Annotated in this window: 24 protein-coding genes; 6 read left to right on the top strand and 18 right to left on the bottom strand. The window is 59.5% G+C overall.

Features of this window, described 5'->3' with window-relative positions:
• Nucleotides 1-34: 34 nt before the first annotated feature.
• From LG327_RS09335 to rpoE, 5 genes are all read right to left on the bottom strand, one after another.
• On the bottom strand, nucleotides 35-1,489 hold the full coding sequence (locus tag LG327_RS09335; protein WP_404368852.1) for a DegQ family serine endoprotease: 1,455 nt from the start codon (nucleotides 1,487-1,489) through the stop codon (nucleotides 35-37).
• A gap of 109 nt (nucleotides 1,490-1,598) precedes the next feature.
• Nucleotides 1,599-2,051, bottom strand: coding sequence for a SoxR reducing system RseC family protein (locus LG327_RS09330; RefSeq protein ID WP_404368849.1), 453 nt, complete (start codon nucleotides 2,049-2,051; stop codon nucleotides 1,599-1,601).
• Nucleotides 2,041-3,048: a MucB/RseB C-terminal domain-containing protein gene (locus LG327_RS09325; RefSeq protein ID WP_404368847.1), complete on the bottom strand. Its 1,008-nt coding sequence runs from the start codon at nucleotides 3,046-3,048 to the stop codon at nucleotides 2,041-2,043. The genes LG327_RS09330 and LG327_RS09325 overlap by 11 nt, the downstream gene beginning before the upstream one ends.
• Nucleotides 3,049-3,081: 33 nt before the next feature.
• The gene (locus LG327_RS09320; RefSeq protein WP_404368844.1) at nucleotides 3,082-3,654 is read right to left on the bottom strand and encodes a sigma-E factor negative regulatory protein; all 573 of its coding nucleotides are present in this window, start codon (nucleotides 3,652-3,654) and stop codon (nucleotides 3,082-3,084) included.
• Nucleotides 3,655-3,704: 50 nt separating this feature from the next.
• Nucleotides 3,705-4,328, bottom strand: coding sequence for an RNA polymerase sigma factor RpoE (gene rpoE, locus LG327_RS09315; protein ID WP_404368841.1), 624 nt, complete (start codon nucleotides 4,326-4,328; stop codon nucleotides 3,705-3,707).
• Between the two features lie 189 nt (nucleotides 4,329-4,517).
• On the opposite strand from rpoE, the gene nadB reads away from it, so the two are divergent.
• The 5 genes from nadB (at nucleotide 4,518) to LG327_RS09290 (ending at nucleotide 8,883) form a co-directional block, all read left to right on the top strand.
• Nucleotides 4,518-6,119 carry an L-aspartate oxidase gene (gene nadB, locus LG327_RS09310; RefSeq protein WP_404369323.1) on the top strand — a complete coding sequence of 534 codons (1,602 nt, stop codon included), beginning with the start codon at nucleotides 4,518-4,520 and terminating at the stop codon, nucleotides 6,117-6,119.
• Between the two features lie 61 nt (nucleotides 6,120-6,180).
• Nucleotides 6,181-6,435 (top strand): succinate dehydrogenase assembly factor 2, encoded by a 255-nt coding sequence (locus LG327_RS09305; protein WP_404368838.1) that lies wholly within the window; start codon nucleotides 6,181-6,183, stop codon nucleotides 6,433-6,435.
• A complete protein-coding gene (locus LG327_RS09300) occupies nucleotides 6,419-6,895 on the top strand; it encodes a hypothetical protein (RefSeq protein ID WP_404368835.1) in 477 nt (158 codons plus the stop codon). The genes LG327_RS09305 and LG327_RS09300 overlap by 17 nt, the downstream gene beginning before the upstream one ends.
• A gap of 71 nt (nucleotides 6,896-6,966) precedes the next feature.
• Nucleotides 6,967-7,968, top strand: coding sequence for a YgfZ/GcvT domain-containing protein (locus tag LG327_RS09295; protein ID WP_404368833.1), 1,002 nt, complete (start codon nucleotides 6,967-6,969; stop codon nucleotides 7,966-7,968).
• A gap of 81 nt (nucleotides 7,969-8,049) precedes the next feature.
• On the top strand, nucleotides 8,050-8,883 hold the full coding sequence (locus tag LG327_RS09290; RefSeq protein WP_404368830.1) for an HDOD domain-containing protein: 834 nt from the start codon (nucleotides 8,050-8,052) through the stop codon (nucleotides 8,881-8,883).
• A gap of 13 nt (nucleotides 8,884-8,896) precedes the next feature.
• On the opposite strand, the gene ung is transcribed toward LG327_RS09290, so the two are convergent.
• The 13 genes from ung to ffh all read right to left on the bottom strand — a co-directional run bounded on the left by ung (nucleotide 8,897) and on the right by ffh (nucleotide 22,412).
• The gene (gene ung / locus LG327_RS09285) at nucleotides 8,897-9,652 is read right to left on the bottom strand and encodes a uracil-DNA glycosylase (protein WP_404368827.1); all 756 of its coding nucleotides are present in this window, start codon (nucleotides 9,650-9,652) and stop codon (nucleotides 8,897-8,899) included.
• 3 nt (nucleotides 9,653-9,655) lie between these two features.
• Complete coding sequence (lysS, locus tag LG327_RS09280) at nucleotides 9,656-11,167, bottom strand: lysine--tRNA ligase (RefSeq protein WP_404368824.1); 1,512 nt, start codon at nucleotides 11,165-11,167, stop codon at nucleotides 9,656-9,658.
• Nucleotides 11,168-11,208: 41 nt separating this feature from the next.
• A protein-coding gene (prfB, locus tag LG327_RS09275) for a peptide chain release factor 2 (RefSeq protein ID WP_404368821.1) occupies nucleotides 11,209-12,304 on the bottom strand; the annotation gives its coding sequence in 2 pieces (ribosomal slippage) (nucleotides 11,209-12,231 and nucleotides 12,233-12,304; 1,095 coding nt in all).
• Between the two features lie 124 nt (nucleotides 12,305-12,428).
• Complete coding sequence (recJ, locus tag LG327_RS09270; RefSeq protein WP_404369321.1) at nucleotides 12,429-14,162, bottom strand: single-stranded-DNA-specific exonuclease RecJ; 1,734 nt, start codon at nucleotides 14,160-14,162, stop codon at nucleotides 12,429-12,431.
• A gap of 18 nt (nucleotides 14,163-14,180) precedes the next feature.
• The gene (gene thrC, locus LG327_RS09265) at nucleotides 14,181-15,581 is read right to left on the bottom strand and encodes a threonine synthase (protein WP_404368818.1); all 1,401 of its coding nucleotides are present in this window, start codon (nucleotides 15,579-15,581) and stop codon (nucleotides 14,181-14,183) included.
• Between the two features lie 12 nt (nucleotides 15,582-15,593).
• Nucleotides 15,594-16,895 (bottom strand): homoserine dehydrogenase, encoded by a 1,302-nt coding sequence (locus LG327_RS09260; protein ID WP_404368815.1) that lies wholly within the window; start codon nucleotides 16,893-16,895, stop codon nucleotides 15,594-15,596.
• A gap of 89 nt (nucleotides 16,896-16,984) precedes the next feature.
• Complete coding sequence (locus LG327_RS09255) at nucleotides 16,985-17,731, bottom strand: DsbC family protein (protein ID WP_404368812.1); 747 nt, start codon at nucleotides 17,729-17,731, stop codon at nucleotides 16,985-16,987.
• Nucleotides 17,732-17,912: 181 nt separating this feature from the next.
• Entirely contained in the window at nucleotides 17,913-18,830 is a 918-nt protein-coding gene (gene xerD / locus LG327_RS09250; RefSeq protein WP_404368810.1) for a site-specific tyrosine recombinase XerD, read from the bottom strand.
• Between the two features lie 123 nt (nucleotides 18,831-18,953).
• Complete coding sequence (rplS, locus tag LG327_RS09245) at nucleotides 18,954-19,310, bottom strand: 50S ribosomal protein L19 (RefSeq protein WP_404368808.1); 357 nt, start codon at nucleotides 19,308-19,310, stop codon at nucleotides 18,954-18,956.
• A 24-nt stretch (nucleotides 19,311-19,334) separates the two neighbouring features.
• Complete coding sequence (trmD, locus tag LG327_RS09240) at nucleotides 19,335-20,093, bottom strand: tRNA (guanosine(37)-N1)-methyltransferase TrmD (protein WP_404368805.1); 759 nt, start codon at nucleotides 20,091-20,093, stop codon at nucleotides 19,335-19,337.
• A gap of 3 nt (nucleotides 20,094-20,096) precedes the next feature.
• Nucleotides 20,097-20,624, bottom strand: coding sequence for a ribosome maturation factor RimM (gene rimM / locus LG327_RS09235; RefSeq protein WP_404368803.1), 528 nt, complete (start codon nucleotides 20,622-20,624; stop codon nucleotides 20,097-20,099).
• Between the two features lie 25 nt (nucleotides 20,625-20,649).
• Nucleotides 20,650-20,892, bottom strand: a complete 243-nt coding sequence (gene rpsP / locus LG327_RS09230; protein ID WP_404368801.1) for a 30S ribosomal protein S16 — start codon at nucleotides 20,890-20,892, stop codon at nucleotides 20,650-20,652.
• A gap of 140 nt (nucleotides 20,893-21,032) precedes the next feature.
• Nucleotides 21,033-22,412, bottom strand: coding sequence for a signal recognition particle protein (gene ffh / locus LG327_RS09225; RefSeq protein WP_404368799.1), 1,380 nt, complete (start codon nucleotides 22,410-22,412; stop codon nucleotides 21,033-21,035).
• A 157-nt stretch (nucleotides 22,413-22,569) separates the two neighbouring features.
• Here ffh and LG327_RS09220 point away from each other — a divergent pair, with 157 nt between their 5' ends.
• The gene (locus LG327_RS09220; protein WP_404368797.1) at nucleotides 22,570-23,376 is read left to right on the top strand and encodes an inner membrane protein YpjD; all 807 of its coding nucleotides are present in this window, start codon (nucleotides 22,570-22,572) and stop codon (nucleotides 23,374-23,376) included.
• Nucleotides 23,377-23,441 lie beyond the last annotated feature (65 nt).

Raw genomic sequence — 23,441 nt, 5'->3', positions numbered from 1 at the left:
ACGTCGCGGCTGGGCCGGCCAGGCCCAGCCTCTGTCAAGGCTTCATGACCAGGTATATGGCACGGCCCTGGCGGACCACCCGCACGGAAACGGGCTCGTTTTCCGGCAGCTGTTCCACCACTCGGCGGAACTCGTCCACGGAGCTGATTTCCTGACGGTTAAGCTCTGTGATGACGTCGTTTGGACGAATGCCTGCATTCAGCGCCGGACCGGCGGCAACATTCGCCACCAGAACACCATGGTCAATACCCATGGACTTCATGATCTCGGCTGGCAGCGGCCGCACCGTCATGCCCAGCTTCCCGCCTTCAGTGTCGGGTCCCTGTGGCGCAGCTGGCTGGCCGCTCTCATCATCGCCAGGCAGGCGACCTATTTTTACGTCCACATCAATCCATTTACCCTGACGCAGAACCTCGAGCGTGGCAGTCTCACCCACTGGCGTGCGGCCCACCATCGGAGGCAGATCAGAAGACAGGTTAACCTGACTGCCGTTGTATTCCAGAATGATATCACCGGACTTCAGCCCGGCATCCTCGGCTGGAGAATCCGGCACCACTTCAGCCACCAGGGCACCTCGGGGACGGCTCAGGCCGAAAGATTCCGCAAGGTCCCGGTTGACCTCCTGAATGAGTACGCCCAGCCAGCCCCGGGAAACTGCGCCCTTGTCACGAATCTGTTGGAATACGTTCATGGCCTGATCAATGGGGACGGCAAAGGAGACCCCCATAAAACCGCCGGAACGGGTGTAGATCTGGGAATTAACCCCTATGACCTCGCCATCAAGGTTGAATAGCGGGCCCCCGGAATTGCCCGGATTGATAGCCACGTCCGTCTGAATGAAGGGCACATAGTTTTCACTGGGCAGCGCACGTCCAACCGCACTGATGATTCCGGCGGTTACCGTGTAGTCAAATCCGAAGGGTGATCCGATGGCAAATACCCACTGGCCCGGCTGCAGCTTTTCCGATTCGCCAATGCGCACCACTGGCAGATCATCTTCATCCTCAATCTTGAGCACAGCCATGTCTGAACGGGGGTCTGTTCCCACCAGTTTGGCGGGAATTTCCCGGCGGTCGCTGAGGCGAACGATGATTTCATCGGCACCTTCGACAACGTGATTGTTGGTCAGCACGTATCCATCAGTGGAAACGATGAAACCGGAGCCCATTGATCTGACCGGGCTCTGGCCGCCGGGGCCACCCCGGCCGAAAGGGGAATGGGGGCCGCGGAAAAACTCCTGAAAGAACTCCGGAAGCTGCTCCAGCTGGCGCTCGTCAAAGGGCATGTTACTGGCCTGCCCCGACTGTTTCTGGGTAGTACTTATGTTGACCACGGCCGCGGAATTTTCCTTGACCAGCCCTGTGAAATCAGGCAGATCCGCTGCCCGGGTGGACACGGAAAAAAGTGTCATGAAGGCGAGCAAAGTGAAGCCAGCCAGCCAGGCCGGCCAGGTTTTTTCTTCCCTGCGAATAGCAACAGAAACGGACATTCAGTGTTCCTCCTGGGTTGATCTAAACGGGTTTGATCTAAACAGCCTTGATCAGAACAGAAGATTCCAGCATAGCGTCTATGTTGTGATTGCGGCCGGTTTTTTCAACTTAACCGGTGGTTGGATGATCGACCGCCGCATCGATCCGGATCAGCTCGGGAGCATAAGAGGCTCCGAGTCTTTTCTGCACACTTCTGGCAATCAGAAAGCCCAGCCCGAGACCCATGCCTGCCCCCGCAACAGCCAGGGCATCAGACTCGCTGGAGATCTGCTGGCCGAGGATAGCGCCTGAAACCATCAGCACCAGCGGCAGGGCGTAGACCAGCAGAGAAGCCCGCAGTAGAGCTGACTCCCCAATGGCAACTGTCACCTCGTCGCCAACAGCAGCGTCCAGCAAGTTATTGACGGCAATCTGGTTGGCCCGCCCTGCCGACATGCCGGCCAGCACTTTCTGTCCGCAGGCTGCCCTGGCACTGCAGCTCTGACAGGCACTCTGGCGGATCGTCTGGACCCAGACCCTGTCCGCTTTCACTGCGATCACCCGCCCGCGCTCAGTGATCACTGGCGTTACCCGCCACACGCGCAGGGTCCACGTCGACCGACTCAGCCACCCGCATGGCGGTGGCGGGGGGAATTTCCCCCACAACAGTAATCAGGAAGGCATGATCATCCGAGCTGACGTGGCGCATGTAGGCAGTGGTTGCGCCAATCCGGGATGCACCAGGGGGCAGCGGCTGTGCGCCAGTGGATTCAACGAACACCGAAAATGCCGCAAGGCCATCGGAAAAGGCCACTGCCTGACGCTTCGCAGAACGGGGCTTGGCGGCGGGAACAAAGCCATCAGGCTTCCAGTTGAGAGTCCAGCCCTCAAGGCGCGCAGCCCTGGCTGAGTCACCCGGAGTCAGACTCCAGCGTTCGACTTCCGGACCGGTGGACTGAAGCTCAAATTCGCTGTCAGGGAGGGATTCCCGGATCTCCAGGCTGGTGAACTGGAACTGCTCAAGAACCCTGCCGGCGGCATCCTGAACATGACTTTTAACCAGCAGGGCTGTGTCCTGTTCAAGCCATACACGATAGCTGTACCTATGGGCATCGGACGCATCAAGAGCGATCTGAACCGTGTCGTGCCCTGCAACCCGGTCAGTGCCACGCATTGACACGGCATACCAGCGGCTGTCAGGCATCAGTTTACGGGAAAATGGCTCGGCAAAGGGGGCGGAGGGTATAAACTGGTCAAGCTGCACCTGGCCATGGTCAGGCAGCACACAGAAAATGCGATTCCCCTTGCGCAAAATTTCGCCGCTGGCCCCGTCCTGCTGGACCAGCCGCTCCTCCACCTGTCCATCATGATAACGGTGGGCCACCTGCATGGAACTGACCTGCTCTCCCCGGCTGTAGACGAACACGCCCCGATAGGTGGTCTGGTCCATGGCCGGACCCATACGCTGCAACCAGCCACCGGCAGTTTCAGGCTGGCCTGCCTGGGCCACGGGCGGACCTGCCAGCAGGATGGCCATAAGGATCAGGCCGTGCAGATACTGAATGGTGCATTCTCTCATGTTGGCCACTGTCTCCCTGAAGATGGTGCGATCTCAGTAGCCCGGGCCAGAGGGCCCGGCGACGCTGACAAGACGGGCATAACCCACGGAGCCACCCCCGGCGCCAATGCTGTTGTGCTGGGCGTGTTCCAGCAGATAGCGGCTGAGATGCTCCCTCTGCGCCTCATCCAGGCCCTGCAGCGCCACCTCAGGGACATCTGCGGACTGGGAGGATATTGCCGCGGGGGCTCCAGCCATCACCGGTACTGATTCTTCAGACGTCTGCCAGCCAGCCCCCGCGCCAAATCCCACCGCAAGCGCCATCGCAACGGTCGCAACCACAGACCAGCTCCTCCGGGGCCAGGTCTGTGCGGCCGCCGCCGAAATGTTGCGGGAGGGTGCCGGGGGCACAGAGGCACGTGTCCCGTCCAGGGAGTCCCGTACCCGGTGGCTGATATCCACCGAAGAAGGGGTCGTGCCATGCATCAGCTCACGGACCTGCTGCCAGCGCTGCCACTGGCCTCGCACTTCCTCATGATCTCCATGGGATAAAAGCCGACGTACCGATAGCTCGTCAGCCTGATCATCCATCATGGCCGACAGGGTTTCTTTCAGACGTTCGTCCATCGCTCAAAACCTCTTTCCCAAAGCATGCACCATGACAGCGGGCTCATCTGTCAGGATCTTGCGTTGCCATTGTCCAGGAGAGGACCCAACTGCCGGTCCACTGAGTCCCTGGCTCTGAATATTCTTGAACGCACTGTCCCAATCGGACAGTCGAGGATTGTGGCAATATCCTCGTAACTCAGGCCATCGTATTCACGCAACAGGAAAGCGGATCGCAGTTCCTCCGGCAGAGCGGCCAGGGCCTCCTGCAATGCCGCCTGCAGCTGGTCGCGCTGAAGCAGCCGCTCCGGCGTCGCGTTATCACGCAACCGCCCGCCATCCTCAAAATTTTCGGCGTCAAATGAATCGGCAGAACCCTGGGGACGGCGACTGCGGGCCTCAAGAAAATTCTTGGCAGTGTTGACGGCAATACGGTATAGCCAGGTGTAAAATGCGCTATCGCCACGAAACCGGTCGATCGCCCGATAGGCCTTGACGAAGGTTTCCTGGGTCAGGTCCATCACTTCCTGGCTGTCGTATACGTATCTGCTTATTATGGCCGCCACCCGCGACTGATACTTGATCACGAGCAGATCGAACGCGGCTTTTTCGCCACGCTGCACCTTCCGGACCAGCTGCAGGTCCGTCTGGCTTTCGTCGCCTACTTCAGGTCGCTGTTCGGATTTCACAGTCATGAATAAGGTGCCAGGCCTCAAACGTATGGCGGCCTCTCGACCGGACATGTCAGTGTTCGCAAATGTCATCATGCTGTCTTTCCGGTTGCCCAGCGCCGACGCAGGTTCTGCACCCCGTCGGCCAAATAGACAGCAGACACAAAGTTTAGTTCAATACACATCCACATTATGACCCGCGACTACAACCAGATGCCACAGTCCTACGAATACGATGTTCTTGTCATAGGCAGCGGCGCTGCCGGTCTCACGGTTGCTCTGAATCTCCCGGAGCATCTCAGTGTGGCGGTGATCAGTAAAGGCAGAATCTCCAGCGGCGCCACTCTCTGGGCCCAGGGCGGGATTGCCGCCGTGCTGGACAGCGACGACTCGCTGGAAAATCATGTCCGTGACACTCTGGCGGCGGGGGGCGGCCTCTGCCACGAGGATGCGGTGCGCTTCACGGTGGAACACGGGCGCGAGAGCATCGAATGGCTGATTGACAGCGGCGTCGACTTCACCCGCGACGAAAACGCCCAGCTTCACCTGACCCGGGAAGGCGGCCACAGCCACCGCCGCATCATCCACGCCGCGGACGCCACCGGCCACGCAGTCTCCAGCACGCTGGTGGAACAGGCAGCGGCCAGGCCCAACATTCATCTTCTGGAGTCACGGGTAGCGGTGGATCTGATCACCCATCGCAAGCTTTCCCTGCCGGGCAACCGCTGCGTTGGTGCCTATGTGCTGAACCTGAACGATCACGTGGAGCTATTCCGGGCCCGCTTTGTGGTAATTGCCACGGGTGGAGCCAGCAAGGCCTACAGGTACACCAGCAACCCGGATGGCGCCTCCGGCGACGGCATTGCCATGGCGTGGCGAGCGGGCTGCCGGGCCGCCAACATGGAATTCAACCAGTTCCATCCCACCTGCCTGTACCATCCCCACGCCAAGTCATTCCTCATCACCGAGGCCCTTCGCGGGGAGGGTGGCACTCTGCTGCTGCCCGACGGTTCCCGCTTCATGGACAGATTTGACTCCCGCGCCGAGCTGGCACCCAGGGACATAGTTGCCCGCGCCATCGACCATGAGATGAAGCGGCTTGGTGCCGATCATCTGTACCTGGATATCAGCCACAAACCAGCCAGCTTCATCCAGAGCCACTTCCCCACGATTTACGAGAAGTGCCTGGAGTTCGGAATCGACATCTGCCGCGAGCCCATTCCAGTGGTTCCTGCCGCCCACTACACCTGTGGCGGTATCATCACCGACAACCGGGCCAGGAGCGATATCAACCAGCTCTACGTGGTGGGGGAAGCCGCCTTTACCGGCCTCCATGGAGCCAACCGCATGGCCAGCAACTCCCTGCTGGAGTGCCTCGTCTATGGCCGGGCCGCCGCCAGGGATATCGCCAGCCGTGCATCGGAAGTGCCACCACCGCCACCTGCGCCGGAATGGGATGAGTCCCAGGTAAGGGATTCCGATGAAGATGTAGTCATCTCCCACAATTGGGATGAACTTCGCCACTTCATGTGGGACTATGTTGGCATTGTGAGGACCACAAAGCGCCTGCAGCGGGCAAAGCACCGGGTGGACCTTTTGAGCCGGGAAATTGGCGAGTTCTACAGCAACTACCGGGTATCCAGCGACCTGCTGGAACTCCGCAATCTGGTTACCGTTGCGGATCTGATTATCTGCTCTGCTCTCCAGCGCAGGGAGAGCCGGGGGTTGCATTACACCCTGGATTTTCCCGGCCTGCAGCACGAAGCCAGAGACACCCTACTGACCCCGACCAGTTTCCGGACACAGGCTCCCTGAGCAGATGCCGGAAACTGATGGCGGTGGCGACCCCAACCAGTAAAGCCCAGGTATAATCGCTATGGAAGACAGAACCGAATTCAATCGTCTATGGTGGCACAGCCGGCGGGGCATGCTGGAGCTCGACGTGCTGCTGCTGCCGTTTCTGGAACAGGAATATCGCTCGCTGTCCCCGGAAGATCAGGAGCTTTACCGGAAGCTGCTGAGTTGCGAAGACGCGGACATGTGGCAATGGTTCATGCAGAGGAGCCGCCCGGACGACCCCGAGTTGCAGCGTATCGTCGACATGATCATCAATCGTGTCCAGCCGGATTGACGTCCGACTTGCGGCCTCGCTGCCGGCAGGCCTGATCGCCGCATCGCCCTGGCTGATGCTGGCGCTGGCCGCCGGAACCCTGGGTCTTGCCGGCAATCCCTGGCTTCTGGTGTTCTGTCCGCCAGCAGTTCTGGGCGCAGCCTGGCAGGTAAAAGCCAGCGGTCTGTTGCAGTCACCGGATTCGGTGGTCAGGCTGACCGTGGAGGAAGGACAACTCCGTGTTTATCTGGCGGACGGCCGCAGCCTTCCGGCCAGCCCGACGTCCGACAGCCGCCTGTTTGGAGAGCTGGCGCTCCTCAGACTCACGCTGGGCCGCTCAACCCTGAAGCCTCCGCTGGTGGTCCTTTTCAGCTCCAGTGATACCAGACGGGCTTTTGGCAATGTCCCTGCAGACAGTTTTCGGCGCCTCCGGGTCTGGCTGAGACTGGCGTCTCCGGCCAGGACGGTCACGTCGGACTGACCGCTGCTGGCAACGTCAGGCGCCGGGCGTGCCTGAGACCCAACACATTCTCACAAACCAGGGAGATCACCATGGCCGCACCCGCTCCGACCAGCAAGGCACGGCAGCCGCTGCCAGAGCAGCTCTGGATCCCGCTCAGGGGACAGGTAATCGCCAGGATTTCCGGCCCGGGAACCGACAGATTTCTCCAGGGCCAGTTCAGCCAGGATCTGAAATCTGTCACCTTAGACAACTCTCCCCGAGCTGCGGCGTGCAATCCGAAGGGTCGCGCCTACGCACTGGTCCGCATGGTCCGCCATGGCGAAGATGTGCTCGTGAACCTGCCCACGGCCCTTGCGGACGAAACCCTGAGCCATCTCCGGAAATACCTGATGCTGTTCCGGGGAACCACCATGACGCTGGAGCCGGAAGCGAGAGTGACAGGCCTGCTGGGAGACACCCTGGCTAATGATCTGCTGCCGGATGCGGCCTCAACCCTTACAGAGCCGGGCGTCACTGCCAGCATTGGCGCCCACCGGCTGATCAGAACCCAGGATACAGCCGAGGGCCTTTCCCGTTTCGAGTTCTGGCAGATGGAAGAGATGGCCGGCGGGCAGGCAGAAGCTTTCGAACCTGACACCAGGGGCAATGAAGCAGACTGGGAGGCCTCTGAAATCGCCGCGGGGGTCCCATGGCTGACCCCGGAAACCCGGGAGAGCTACGTGCCCCAGGTGCTTAACTGGCAGCATCTCGACGGCATCCACTTCAAAAAGGGCTGCTACACTGGTCAGGAGGTCATTGCCCGAATGCATTTTCTGGGGCAACTCAAAAAAAGCCTGTTCCGCCTGGAGAGCAGGCAGGCCGCGGACCTCCCCTCGCCGGGAGCGGGTATCATGGGGGAAGACCGGCAGGCAGGCGAGGTCGTCAATGCGGTGATGCACACTGACGGAACCCTGCAGATGCTGGCTGTGCTGCGCCACGACGCAGCCAGGGGCGAGCTGTTTCTGGCCGGAGGGGAAGTGCCGCTTTTTCCGCTTCCGCTGCCCTACTCCGTTACCGAGCGGGAAAAAGGCGAGCCTGCCTCAGATACATAAGTTGACAGGCAGACGCGACAGATTTTGCTATAAATACAGACCGAAAACCGTTCATTTACTGCCTGCGGGTTCTGACCAACTATGCCGACAATTGCTGACACCATTAAAGCCGACCTCATTCTTGCTATCGACAACGATAAAATGGTGCTCCCTACCCTGCCCGAAGCGGCGCTTCAGGTGCGTGAGATCGCGGAGTCCGAGGATTCCGCCATAATCGACCTGGTCAAGGTCATCAGCACGGATACTGCGCTCTCCGCGCGCCTTATCCGGGTGTGCAACAGCCCCCTGTTCCGTGGTTCGCGCCAGATCGAGAATCTGAACATGGCGGTAAGCCGCCTGGGCATGGCCTACACCAGCAACCTGGCCATGGGTCTGGCGATGGAGCAGATGTTCCAGGCCACCTCGGACATGATCGACAAGCGCCTGCGCGCGACCTGGCAGAAAAGCACTGAAGTGGCAGGCATCTGCCATGTGCTTGCCCAGCACTACACCCGCCTCAAACCGGACCAGGCAACTCTGGCCGGGCTTGTACACCTTATCGGTGTATTGCCGATTCTGCGCTATGTGGAAGACCAGGATACCCAGATCAGCAGCATCATGCTGGACAACGTAATTGACGAACTGCATCCGCTGATTGGTGCCCGCATTCTGAAGAAGTGGGACTTTCCAGCGGAACTGCAACAGGTCCCGCTGGAATACGCGCGTTTCCAGCGCGAGGTTCCGGCTGTGGATTACGCTGATCTGGTGATGGTTGCCAACCTTCAGCTGGTGGCTGGCACCGAGCATCCATGGACCGAACTGGACTGGAAGACTGTTTCGGCCTTTGACCGCCTGGGGCTGGATCCGGAAATTGACATGAGCGAGGAAGAGGACCTGAATCAGCAGATGGAAGCTGCCATGGCCATGCTCAAATAACCTGGCAACCCACTTACTCCTGTGTCGCCCGGTGCCTGCCTTCGCGGTATCGATCCAGCAACTCGGCCCTCGGGGGCAGTTGCCATTCCACCTGGGGCAGCCCCTCGGCCTCCAGCCAGGCGTTGGCCCGGGAGAAGTGCCGGCAGCCGAAAAAACCGCGGTAGGCACTCAGGGGTGAAGGGTGCGGTCCTTCAAGAACATGATGCCGTTTGCGATCAACTGCCCGCCCCTTTTTCCTCGCGTAGCTGCCCCACAGGAGAAACACCACGCCTTCGCGCTCCCGGTTGACTGTCTCGATCACCCGGTCAGTGAAAGTCTCCCAGCCCTTGCCCTGATGCGCCCCGGCTTTTCCCTCCTCTACCGTAAGAACGCTGTTCAGCAACAGCACGCCCCGGTCTGCCCAGGGCTGCAGGCAGCCATGATCAGGGCGCTCAAAGCCCACATCATCTTCCAGTTCCCGGAATATATTTACCAGTGAAGGTGGCGGCGCCACCCCCGGGCGCACACTGAAGCACAGGCCGTGCGCCTGGCCGGGGCCATGGTAGGGATCCTGACCCAGGATCACCACGGCAACCCGGTCCAGCGGGGTGCTGTTGAGGGCCTTGAAGACCAGCTTGCGGGGTGGGTAGATCACCTTGCCACCCTCCTCCTCCGCAGCAAGAAACTCCGCCAGCGTGCGCATATAGGGTTCACTGAACTCGCCCCCCAGATGCCGGCCCCATCCGGTACCGGCTCTGAGCAGCTCGGCCAGGCGATCCGCAGGATGCATCTTTTAGCGGTGCTCGGGCCGCATTGCCGGGAACAGAATGACGTCCCGGATGGAGGCTGAATCCGTCAGCAGCATGGCCAGGCGATCAATACCGATGCCTTCTCCGGCCGTGGGCGGAAGCCCGAATTCCAGAGCGGTGACGTAATCCTCGTCATAGAACATGGCTTCGTCGTCACCCGCTTCCTTTTCCGCGACCTGCTCCCGGAAACGCTCAGCCTGGTCTTCCGCGTCGTTGAGCTCGGAGAAGCCATTGGCGATTTCCCGCCCGCCGACGAAGAACTCAAACCGCTCGGTGACGAACGGATTGCTGTCCTTGCGCCTGGCCAGGGGAGACACTTCCGTCGGATATTCGGTGATAAACGTGGGCTGGACAAGCCGGTGCTCCACGGTCTTGTCAAAGATCTCCACCTGTATCCGGCCGAGGCCCCAGCCCTCCTTGATGGCGATACCCAGATCACGGGCAATCTGCCTGGCACCATTGTCGTCAGTGACCTGGGCTTCCGACATGTCCGGATTGAACTTCAGAATCGACTCCACCACGGTCAGGCGCGCAAAAGGCTGCCCGAAGTCGTATTCAACAGTTTCAACTTCGCCATCGGAACGGGGACGGGTATTGACCACCATGGTGGTGCCGAGAACGCTCTGTGCGGTTTCCCTGAGCATCGCCTCCGTGAGATCCATGAGGTCGTTGTAGTCCGCATAAGCCTGGTAAAATTCAAGCATGGTGAATTCCGGATTATGCCGGGTCGAGAGGCCTTCATTCCGGAAATTCCGGTTGATTTCAAAGACCCGTTCAAAACCGCCAACCACCAGCCGCTTGAGGTACAGCTCCGGGGCTATCCGCAGATACATGTCGATGTCCAGCGCATTGTGATGGGTCACGAAGGGGCGTGCAGTGGCCCCTCCGGGAATCACCTGCAGCATCGGCGTTTCCACTTCCATGAAATCCCGCTGGATGAAGAAATTGCGGATGCAGTTGATGATTTTGGAACGGGCATGGAACACCCGCCGGGTATCCTCGTTCATCATCAGATCGACATAGCGCTGGCGGTAGCGGGCCTCGGTATCCGTCAGGCCCTTGTGCTTTTCCGGCAGGGGCCGCAGGGATTTGGTCAGCAGAACGTATTGGTCCATGGACACGTACAGGTCGCCCTTCCCGGACTTGCAGAGAATTCCCCGCACGCCAACAATGTCCCCGAGGTCCCAGTGCTTCGTGTCCTTCTGCACATCCTTCGACGCGTAGATCTGGATACGGCCGCTCATGTCCTGAATCACCTTGAACGCCTTGCGGTCCAGCATCAGCCGACCGGCGACAGCCACGGTTATGGCCAGCGACTGCAGTTCTTCCTTTGATTTATCCCCATATTCCGCCTGCAGGCCCGCAGCAGTGCTGTCCCGACGGAAGTCGTTGGGAAAGGCATTGCCCTGGCCCCGCAGGGTGGCCAGTTTGGCCCGGCGCTCGGAAATCAGGCGGTTTTCATCCTGCTGGACGGCATTCGGCGTCTGGTCAGTCATGTTCTCTCACTACCCGTTGGAGTCGGTTGGAAGGTGCCGTATCAAAGGGCCATTTTCAGGCTGGCTTCGATGAACCTGTCGATATCGCCGTCCAGCACGGCTTGGGTATTGCTGGTTTCCACCCTGGTTCGGAGATCTTTTATGCGGCTGTCGTCCAGCACGTAGGAGCGGATCTGGCTGCCCCAGCCGATGTCGGACTTGGAGTCTTCCAGTTCCTGCTTCTCAGCGTTGCGTTTCTGCATCTCAAGCTCATAAAGCTTCGCCTTCAGCTGCTTCATGGCGTAGTCCTTGTTCTGATGCTGGCTTCGCCCCGACTGACAGGCCACAACCGTTCCAGTAGGGTTGTGGGTCAGGCGCACCGCGGATTCGGTCCGGTTAACGTGCTGACCTCCGGCGCCAGAGGCGCGATACACATCCACCCGAAGGTCGGCCGGATTTATCTCGATCTCAAAGCTGTCGTCCACTTCCGGTGCCACAAACACTGAGGAAAAAGAAGTGTGGCGGCGATTGCCGGAGTCAAAGGGCGATTTGCGCACCAGCCGGTGGACACCTGTCTCGGTTCTGAGCCAGCCGTAGGCGTAATCACCCTGGACGTGGATCGTGGCGCTCTTGATACCGGCCACCTCACCGTCCTGGATCTCGACGATCTCGGTCCTGAAACCCCGACGCTCCGCCCAGCGCAGATACATCCGCAGCAGCATGTTGGCCCAGTCCTGGGCTTCGGTGCCGCCGGAACCCGCCTGGATGTCCACATAGGCGTTGTTGGAATCCATCTCGCCGGAAAACATGCGCCGGAACTCCAGTTTCTCGAGCTCTTTATTGAGGCTTTCCAGATCCGCCACTATCTCGTCGGCAGTGGCCTGGTCCTCCTCTTCGGCGGCTATGTCCAGCAGGCCCTCGGCATCGTCAAGCCCGGAAGTCAGGTTGTCGATGGTCCTGACGATCAGCTCCAGATCGGCGCGCTCCTTGCCCAGCGCCTGGGCCCGCTCAGGATCTTCCCATACCTTTGGATCTTCCAGCTCACGCTCCACCTCAACCAGCCGCTCACTGCGCTGATCGTAGTCAAAGATACCCCCTAAGCGCATCGGTGCGCTCTCGCAGGTCTTTAATCGTCAATACAATCGGATTGATTTCCATGAAAAGCTTCTCGCACTCTCAAAAAAGGTGGCATGTGGCCGGATGCAGGGACACATGGTGAGGATCTGCCGCGGCATTTTACAGACATTGGCGACGTAAATCAGCCGTTGTACCTGTCGCCGCGTCAGGCGGGTTCCAGGTAGTCGATCAACAACTGCAGGCTGGTGCGGCCACGGAAGGTGTTGGCATCCGGTTTGTAGACTACCCGGGCCCCGGTGCGGGTGAAATCCGGAACGGCCGGGCCCGTGTTAAAGGCGATCGCATCAATGATCTCCCCGCCTTCCGTCGGTCGGAGCACCAGCTTGAGGTGATTTTCCCCCACGATCCTCTGGCGGATGACCTCGAAGGTTCCGTCAAACAGGGGTTCCGGGAAATGCTGCCCCCAGGGGCCGGCTCTGCGCAAAAGCGCAGCTGTTTCCAGTGTCAGTTCCGCGGCAGAAAGCGGGCCATCGGTGACAATGGCGGCCTCCAGATCTTCAGCGGTGACCGCAGCGCGAACAGCTTCGTCGAAGGCTACTGAAAAGCGCTCCAGGCTGTCCGGAGCGATGGTCATACCGGCGGCCATGGCGTGGCCTCCATACTTTTTCAGAAGGCCCGGATGACGGGCATCCACCACGGTCAGCACATCCCGGATATGCAGGCCTGGAATGGAGCGGGCCGAACCCTTGAGCTCCAGTCCGTCCTCGCCAGGAGCAAAGGCAATCACGGGTCGGTGGGTCTGCTCCCGCAGGCGCGCAGCCAGTATTCCAATGACCCCCTGATGCCAGTCCGGATCGTAGAGGGCCAACCCCCAGGGCAGACCTTCGGTGTCCAGGGACAGAGACGCCAGCAGTTCCTGGGCCTGCGCCTTCATGCCAGTTTCGATACTCCGCCGCTCCCGGTTAAGGCTGTCCAGGGAGACCGCAAGCCGACGGGCTTCGTCAGGGCTGTCCGCCAGCAGGCAGGCAATGCCCACGCTCATGTCATCAAGACGGCCAGCAGCATTGAGTCTTGGCCCCACTGCGAAGCCCAGATCTGCGGCGCTGATTTCACGGTGGTCCCGGCCCGCCACTTCCAGCAGCGCCAGAATGCCAGGCCTTGCCTCCCCCTGGCGGATCCGACGCAGGCCCTGCTCCACAAAAATGCGGTTATTGTGATCCAGCGGCACCACATCAGCCACGGTTCCCAGCGCCACCAGATCCAGCAGCACACCCAGGTTGGGCTGCTGCGCCTCGGTCATCTGCCCGGTCTCCCGGAGATGCCGCCGCAGAGCCGTCAGCACATAAAACATTACACCGACACCGGCCGCATTCTTGCTGAGAAAGGGGCAGTCGGGCTGATTGGGATTAACGATGGCATCCGCATCCGGCAGGGTTTCCCCTGGCAGGTGGTGATCGGTGACCAAAACGCGGACGCCCAGATCGCGGGCAGCCCGCACGCCGTCTATGGCAGATATGCCGTTATCAACAGTAATGAGCAGATCCGGCAGGCAGCCTTCTTCCTGCAGGCGGGTAATAATCCCCGGGGTGAGACCGTAGCCGTCGGCGAAACGGCTGGGCACCCGGAAATCCACGTCAGCCAGCCCCATCATGGAAAGCCCGAGCATGGCGACAGCCGTGCTGGTCGCTCCGTCTGCATCAAAGTCCCCAAGAATCATCACTTTCTGCTGCCGGGCAATCGCCTCGGCCATGAGTTCCACTGCCCGACCAATGCCACGCAGCTCAAGGGGTGATGCAAGATGTCTGAGGGTATAGCTGAGCTGGTCTTCCGACGTCACCCCCCGGGCGGCATAGAGCCGCCGGAGAATGTCGGGGAGCTGGCTTCCCCAGGAAATCCCGTTTACGGGAAGTGGACGGCGCAGGATCTTTTTTGGAGTCATCATCCCGGGTACAGGCGATCAGGCATGTTTCCAGTGTTCCATGATGAAGTCCTGGACAGCCCCGAGATCATGATCCAGCACTGTGAAACGTTCTTCCCGCTCGAACAGATCGCTCAGATGCAGTGGCAACTCCGGGCTCGCCGATACGCCGGAGCGCTCAACGGCCTCAGGAAACTTGGCTGGATGGGCCGTACCCAGGGTAACCATGGGCGTGCTGCGGTCCCGTCGGCATTCCCTTGCGGCCCGCACCCCGATTGCCGTATGGGGGTCCAGCAGATATTCATTCTGCTCGAAGATCTCGCGGATCGTGGAAAGGGTGGACTCATCATCCACGGCCGCGCTGTCGAACAGCTTGCGCATATGCTTCCAGCGATAGTCTTCGATGCTCACCGGCCCTTTACGGGCGCTTTCGAGCAGTGACTTGACCGCGGCACCGTCGCGACCATGCAGGTCGAACAGCAGGCGCTCAAAATTGCTGGAGACCATGATGTCCATGCTCGGCGACAGGGTATGTTCCAACTGCTGCTGCTCGTAGCGGTTGCCGCTGAGGAAGCGGTGCAGTATGTCGTTGCGATTGGTGGCGATCACCAGCTGGCTGATGGGCAGCCCCATTTGACGGGCAAGATAGCCGGCAAAAATATCGCCAAAATTGCCTGTGGGCACAGAAAAGGCCAGGCTGCGGTCAGGCCCGCCCAGCGCCAGGGAGGCATGAAAGTAATACACGATCTGGGCCATGATTCTGGCCCAGTTGATGGAGTTCACAGCCACCAGCTGGGTCTTGCCGCCCAGGAACGACTGGTCGCTAAAGCTGGCTTTGACCATCTGCTGGCAGTCATCAAAGTTGCCGCGAACGGCAATATTGTGAATATTGTCGCCTTTGACCGTGGTCATCTGGCGGCGCTGCACTTCGGACACCCGCTCATGGGGATGGAGAATGAAAATGTCCACATGCTCGCAGCGCCGGCAGCCTTCAATGGCGGCCGAGCCGGTGTCACCGGAGGTCGCCCCCATGATCACCACGTGCTGCCTGCGCTTCTCCAGCACATAATCCAGCAGCCGGCCCAGCAGCTGCAGAGCGAAATCCTTGAACGCCAGGGTCGGCCCGCGGAACAGCTCCATCACCCATTCGTTGCTGTTCAGCTGCACCAGCGGCGCTACTGCTCCGTGAGCGAACACCCGGTAGGTGTCATCCAGCATGGTCCGGAAGTCATCCGCCGGCACAGCATCTTCCACGAAGGGATACATGACGTTGAAGGCCAGTTCGCTGTAGGAAAGACCCCGCCAGCTGCGGATTTCCTCCAGACTGAAGTGCGGCAGCGACTCCGGCACATAGAGACCACCGTCGGGCGCCAGCCCGGTCAGCAGGACATCCTCAAAACCCAGCGCCGGCGCCTGGCCGCGCGTACTGATGTATCTCACCTTGCGTTCCTGTTAACTGAAGTTTTCGGCACGGATGCGAACAACTGGGGCTTCAATATCAGTCAGGGCTTCCAGGTCTTCGATTGCGCGGTTGATCTGACGTTCCTGCACCGTATGGGTGAGGATGATGACCGGGATCCTTCCATCCATCAGTTCAGATTCTTTCTGCATGATGGACTCGATATTGATGCCATGCTCACTCAGGATGGACGCCACCTTTGCCAACACGCCCGGCCGGTCCAGCGCCTGAATACGCAGGTAATAGGCAGACTGGATGTCTTCCATGGGCAGAACAGACAGGTCCTCCATGGCATCGGTATTGAAGCCGAGATAGGGCACACGCTGACCGCTCTGGCATATCACGGAGCGGGCCACATCCACCAGATCGGCGATGACCGCCGATGCCGTGGCTTCGTCGCCGGCGCCGGGTCCGTAGTACATGGTCTGACCTACAGCATCACCATCCACTACAATCGCGTTGAGCACACCGTCCACTTGGGCGATCAGGTGACTGCGCGGAACCAGGGTGGGATGCACACGAAGCTCCATCCCATCGTCCCGCCGGCGCGCAATCCCCAGGTGTTTGATCCGGTACCCGAGCAGTTCTGCGTGAGTAATGTCATAGGGGGTAATCTTTGAAATGCCTTCGGTATAGGCATGGTCGAACTGTAACGGCACGCCAAAACCCGCAGAGGCCAGGATGGTCAGCTTGTGGGCCGCGTCGATTCCCTCGACATCAAACGTGGGGTCGGCTTCCGCATAGCCCAGCGCCTGAGCTTCCCGGAGAACCTCCTCGAATTCCCGTCCGGCGCGCATCTCAGTCAGGATATAGTTACCTGTGCCATTGATGATGCCGGCGATCCAGTCGATACGGTTGGCAGCCAGGCCCTCGCGGATGGCCTTGATAACAGGAATGCCACCAGCGACACCCGCTTCATAGGCGACGATCACGCCTTTCTCTTCGGCAGCGGCAAAAATCTCATTGCCGTGAACTGCAATCAGGGCCTTGTTGGCGGTAACTACATGCTTGCCATTACGGATGGCGGTTAGCACGAGCTCCTTTGCTGTGTCATAACCGCCTATGAGCTCAACAAGGATATCGATATCCGGGTCATTGGCCACATCAAACACGTCCCGACTGAAAGGAATATCCCCCAGCTCGAATTCGTCTTTCGGGGTGCGCGTGGCCACGCGGGCAACGCGAATCCCGCAGCCGGCACGCCCGGCAATCAGTTTGGCGTTTCGTGCCAGTACCCGGAAAGTACCACCACCTACTGTTCCCAATCCGCAGATTCCGACCCTGACCTCTTTCAAACTAACGCCCCTGTTCCTGTTGAATGGCTATGGGGCGGCATAATATACCGTTTGGCCCCGTAAAAAAATCTCTGCGCCGGCGCCCGGGATCAGAGCAGTCCAAGCCCGCGTGCCAGCTCGTCCGCTGGCACATAACCCCGAACCATCTTGCCATCTTCCAGCACGATGGCGGGTGTTCCGGTTACGCCGACCCGGCTGCCAAGTTCAAACTGGGCCCTGACCGGAGTTTCGCAGGTCTTCTGATCGACGTTACGGCCCTGCTTGGCAGCATCCATGGCCGCCCGGGAATCCTCTGCACACCAGACGGATTCATATTTTGAGAATGATGGAGTGTTCGGACCCGAGCGGGGAAAGGCATAATAGTGGACAGTAATGCCAAGTTCGTTGAGCCGACCAATTTCATTGTGGAATTTGCGGCAGTAGGGACAGTCGATATCGGTAAAAACGGCTATTTCGGTTTTCTCATCGCCTTTGGCGGGATAGCTGATCAGGCCCTTTTCACCAAATTCATCCAGTACATCGGCACGTGCCGCGGCACGCCCGGATTCGGTGACGTTGGAAATTCCCGAATCTGTCAGCTGCAGCAGGTCGCCGGTGAGAAGATATTCTCCGCCTTCGGTAGCGTAAATCACTTCTCCCCCGCTAGTGACCACTTCATACAGGCCCGGCGCAGGGGCCGGACGAACACTGGCAATTGTCAGGCGTGGTACCTGTTTTTCAATCCGCTCACGGACGGCGTCTTCAGCGTCATCTGCCATCACGGGAGTGGCCAGAAAGACAGCCGGCACCAGGGCAAGCGTCAAAGCAAGGCGGCAAAACAGTTTCTGGAAGGTCATATTCAGTCCCGTAGTGTAATTCCGGTGTCCCGGGTTAGCGAGGATGCTGTCTGGCGGTGGCGTGAACCGCACACCACACCAGAAACCTCCGACACCCGCTTGCCCGGGAAGTTCAGTGTAACAACAAGATGGCGCCAGCGCGCCCCCGTCCAACACTGTTTGTGACCCGCGTCCGGAGCCTTCAGCCCCGCGGATGATGACTTTGATGGAGCGACTGCAATCGCTGGCGGGCCACATGGGTATAGATCTGCGTAGTCGAGAGATCCGAGTGCCCGAGCAGCATCTGGACTACCCGTAAATCAGCCCCGTGATTCAGCAGATGGGTAGCGAACGCGTGTCGCAGAGTATGCGGAGAAAGCTTTCTCTGTATCCCTGCCCGCGCCGCATAATGCCTGATCCGGTACCAGAAGGCCTGGCGGCTCATGGCCTCGGGCCGGCTACCGGGAAACAGCGCATCGGATGCTCGGCCCCGAAGCATTTCACCGCGCCCCTCACGAAGATATCGCAAAAGCCAGTCCACGGCCTCCTCCCCAAGCGGAACCAGCCGTTCCCTGTTGCCCTTGCCCACCACCCGCACCACGCCCTGGCGCAGGTTGACCTGATCAACACGGAGCGAGACCAGTTCGGAAACTCTCAGACCGCAGGCGTAGAGTATTTCCAGCATGGCCCTGTCCCGCAGCTCAAGAGCCAGCCCGGGATCTGGTTCCCGCAGGAGAGTCTCAACATCTTCCTCCGACAGTGTATCCGGAAGGCGCCTGGGCAGCCTGGGACTGTCAATTCGCAGGGTCGGATCCTCAGCGATCACGCCTTCCCGCAAAAGGTAACGGTAGAAGCGCCTGAGGCCGGACAGTCGCCTTGCGGCCGTTGACGCCTTGCGGCCCTCAGCCATGCCCCGGGATATCCAGGCCAGCAGATCGCCCCGAGTGACCTCCTTGAGCAGCATGTCCCCCGGCCTTGAGCGAAGCCAGCGGGAAAGCTGGATCAGATCACTCCGGTAGGCCTGCCGGGTTTTTTCACCCAGACCATCTTCCAGCCACAGGGTATCCAGAAAACGGACAATCAGGTCGCCGTCTCCGGGCCTCAGGTCAGACTCCCTCACTGGCGCACTCCGGAGTCCGTTACGACTGTCACCACAACCAGAAAAGGCAGCCAATGGCTGCCTTTTCTGCACTCATGCATGCATCCCGGAAATCGGGGATGGTCGCTGCCAGGAAGCAACGGCTCAGCCCAGCTTTTCCTTGATCCGTGCGGCCTTGCCCGACAGCTCGCGGAGGTAGTAGAGCTTGGCCTGACGAACATCGCCCCGACGCTTCAGCAGTACGCTGTCGATCAGCGTGCTGTAGGTCTGGAAAGTACGCTCAACGCCCACGCCGTACGAAACCTTGCGTACAGTGAATGACGAGTTCACGCCACGGTTGCGCTTACCAATGACCACGCCTTCAAAGGCCTGCAGACGCTCACGCTCGCCTTCCTTGACGCGGACCTGGACAACCACTGTATCCCCTGGGCCGAAAGCCGGGATTTCCTTGGCCGTCTGCTCGTCTTCAATCTGACTGATGATGTTGTTCTTGCCGCTCATCGTATGCTCCTGATACTCAATCTTTTAATGCCCTGATGTTTCAGAGGCACCCGGTTCATTCAAAAGTTCTTCCAGCAGCTCACGCTCTTCGTCCGTAAACACCCGCTGCTCCAGCAGGTCGGGGCGTCGCTCCCGGGTTCGCCTCAGCGCCTGCTTGAGACGCCAACGCCGGATCTGATCATGATGACCACCTAACAATACATCCGGCACCGCCTGGCCATCGTAAACTTCGGGCCGGGTATAGTGCGGACAGTCCAGCAAACCATCGGCAAATGAATCCTGCTCTGCCGACTGCGCATGACCCAGCGCTCCGGGGATGAGGCGTGTAACCGCATCAATGACAGCCATGGCTGCCAGTTCGCCACCTGAAAGGACAAAATCCCCCAGGGACACTTCCCGGTCGATCTCGGTTGCAATCAGACGTTCATCAACGCCCTCATAGCGACCGGAAACCAGGATCAGCCGTTCTTCCGCAGCCAGCGATTGCACCAGCGTCTGATTCAGCCTCTCTCCCTGGGGAGAAAGATAGACAACGCAGGCCCTGCCCGGGGCCGCCTGCCTCGCTGCGTGAATGGCATCCCGCAGGGGCTGGATTTTCATTAGCATTCCCGGACCACCACCGTAGGGGCGGTCATCCACCGTACGGTGGCGATCCCGGGTGAAATCCCTCGGATTCCAGCTCTGAAAGGTCAGCAATCCATCCCGGACAGCCCTGCCGGTGACACCCACTTCAGTGACCGCGGGAAACATCTCGGGAAACAGGGTGACCGCGCCGATCCACACCTGTCAGAACTCCACATCCCAGTCCACCACAATCAGGCCTTCCGACAGCTTTACTGATCTGACCACCTGGTCCGGCAGATACGGAATCAGGCGTTCACGCTGATCAATCGACGTCTCAGTGGACTGAACCACAAGCACGTCGTTGGAGCCGGTCTCAATCATGTGATTGACTCTGCCGAGATCTTCACCTTCGGCTGTTTCAACCTTCAGTCCTTCCAGCTGATGCCAGTAGAACTCTCCTTCCGGCAGTTGCGGAAGATCTTCTGTGGGCACAACGATGTCTGCTCCGCCGTAAGTCATGGCAGCGTTGCGATCATCGACGCCCTTTAACTTGACCACAATGCCCGGGCCGTGCCTGCGCCCTTCTTCGAGCTTTACCGGTATGCGTTTGCCGTCAAGAACGGCAGTCCAGTTCCGGTAATTCAGGATGCCTTCCAGCGGGTCGGTGTAAGAATACACCTTTACCCAGCCCTTGATCCCAAACACCGCGGTTATCCGGCCTACCACAGTTTCCTGCGAACGCTGCGTCATGCCTGCACCCCGGCGCGGATCAAGCTTACTCTGCAGTGCTTTTCAGCAACTGGGCAACACGGTCACTGGTCTGTGCACCCTGGCCCAGCCAGAAATCAACGCGATCACGCTCAACGCGCAGACGCTCTTCCTGGCCACGGGCGACCGGGTTGAAAAATCCAACGCGTTCAATGAACCGACCGTCGCGTGCTTTGCGGCTGTCGGTGACTGTCAGATGGTAGAACGGGCGCTTCTTGGAGCCACCACGAGCCAAACGGATTGTTACCATTTCGACCAATATCCTGTCTGTTGTACGAACGTTGTACGATTCCCATGCGCCAGTGTGTCGCGCGAGAAGTCTCATACTCGAAAGGGGCGCTATTCTATGCTAAAACCCTGCCAAAGAAAACAGCGAATCTGCTGCGACTTTTACATACCGCCAAATGGCGGCTTGCCGCCGCCCGGGGGCATCATCCCCTGCATTCCCCGCATCATGTTGGCCATTCCGCCTTTTTTACTGAACTTCTTCATCATCTTCTGCATCTGCTTGTGCTGCTTGAGCAGACGGTTGACGTCCTGGATCTGGGTCCCGGAGCCGTTGGCGATGCGCCGCTTGCGGGCGTTGTTGATCACGTCGGGATACCGTCGCTCCTTGGGCGTCATTGAACAGATAATAGCTTCCAGCTGTCCCATGCTCTTGTCATTGACCTGCTGCTGGGCGGCCTGGGCCATCTGACCCATGCCTGGCAGCTTGTCCATCAGCCCGCCGATGCCGCCCATGTTTTTCATCTGCTGGAGCTGGTCCCGGAAATCCTCCAGGTCGAAACTCTTGCCCTTCTTGATCTTGCGGGTGAGCTTCTCCGCCTTCTTTTTATCGATATTGCGCTCGGCATCTTCGATAAGCGACAGCACATCGCCCATACCCAGAATGCGGGAAGCGACCCGGTCCGGATGGAAAGGCTCAAGGGCGTCCACCTTCTCGCCCACACCGAGGAACTTGATCGGTTTGCCGGTGATGTACCGCACTGACAGTGCGGCCCCCCCTCTGGCATCGCCATCAGTCTTGGTGAGTACGACACCGGTCAGCGGCAGCGCATCGTTAAATGCCTTGGCAGTATTGGCAGCATCCTGACCCGTCATGGCATCAACTACGAACAGCGTCTCAGTGGGATTCACCGCCTTATGAAGGCGGCCGATTTCACCCATCATCTGCTCATCAACGTGGAGCCGGCCCGCGGTATCCAGAATCACTACATCGATGTGTTTTCTGCGCGCCGCATCCATTGCGCCTTCCGCAATGGCCACCGGGTCCTGGTCAGCGCTGCTGGGGTGGAAATTGACCCCCACTTCGCCGGCCAGGGTTTCCAGCTGTCGGATGGCCGCCGGCCGATAAATATCGGCACTGACCACCAGAACCGATTTTTTCTGGCGTTCCTTGAGAAATCTGGCGAGCTTGGCCACCGTGGTGGTCTTGCCCGCGCCCTGCAGGCCCGCCATCATGATGACGACAGGAGGCCGGGCAGCAAGGTTCAGGCTTTCATTACCGGACCCCATCACCCGCTCAAGCTCTTCCTGCACCACTTTGACGAACACCTGGCCGGGGCTGAGGCTGCGCATTACCTCCTGGCCGATGGCGCGTTCACGCACACCCTCAATGAAGGCCTTGACCACCGGAAGCGCAACATCCGCCTCCAGCAATGCCATGCGGACTTCCCGCAGGGTATCCTTTATATTGTCATCAGTGAGCCGGGCCTGGCCTGAGATCTTTCTCAGACTGCCGGACAGTCGATCGGTCAGGTTTTCAAACATGGCTTTATTCAGCACTCCCTGATAGTGAGGGAACCGGTTGATTCCGGTTGCACAATCGCGACATTATACCCCAGACTGTGGCGCTGAAACGACCGGCCCGGCCAATTCAGCAGGCGCCGCACACTTCCTTAACCTGCAATCTGACCAAAAGGATGTCATGGGCACCCTGATTCTCGCAGTGACCACACTCTTTATCTACAGCCTCGGAACCGCGCTTCAGGCCCTCAGTTTTCGCGGCAGGGTCCACCTTAATGCCGGCATTGTCACGCTGGTGGGCAGCCTGGCGCTCATCAGCCATGGAGCACTGATCTGGGAAACAGTCAGATCGCAGGGTGCCTTTAATCTGGGCTTTTTTCAAAGTTCCGTGCTGATTTCCTGGCTCATAGTGGCCCTTCTGCTGGCCCTTAACCTGCGCAAGCCGGTACAGAGCCTTTTTCTCGCCGTTTATCCAATGGCCGCCCTTACTGTACTGGTCGCCCTGGTGTTTCATGCCCCAGCAAGGCTCGTGCCCCAGGATAACTACGGCATGCTGGCTCATATAGCACTCTCGGTGACAGCATACAGCCTGTTCACTCTGGCTGCTTTTCAGGCGCTGTTGCTGTACGTCCAGAACTGGCAGCTAAAGCACAACTACAACAGCCTGCTGGTTCGCAACCTGCCGCCCCTGCAGACCATGGAATCCCTGTTATTTGAGATGGTCTGGGCCGGCGTCATTCTTCTTGTGCTGGCAATCATCACGGGAGCCGTCTCCGTGGACGACCTCTTTGCCCAGCACCTTGCCCACAAAACCCTGTTTTCCCTGATCTCCCTCGCCGTGTTTGTAGCCCTGCTGGTAGGTCGCTACACCCAGGGCTGGCGAGGCATAACCGCCAGCCGCTGGACCCTGGCCGGCTGCCTGCTGCTGATGCTGGGATTTTTCGGAAGCAAGTTTGTTCTGGAACTGGTTTTCCGCCAGGGCGCGTGAAGAAAGGATCTGCAATCCGCCGACCATTCCCATGAGTGTGTTGACACCAGGGGCTCACAACCCTA

The sequence above is a fragment of the Marinobacter sp. genome (assembly GCF_044799475.1).
Taxonomy (GTDB): Bacteria; Pseudomonadota; Gammaproteobacteria; order Pseudomonadales; family Oleiphilaceae; genus Marinobacter.
Note: the sequence above shows the minus strand (reverse complement) of the source record. Positions and strands in the feature narration are given on the sequence as shown.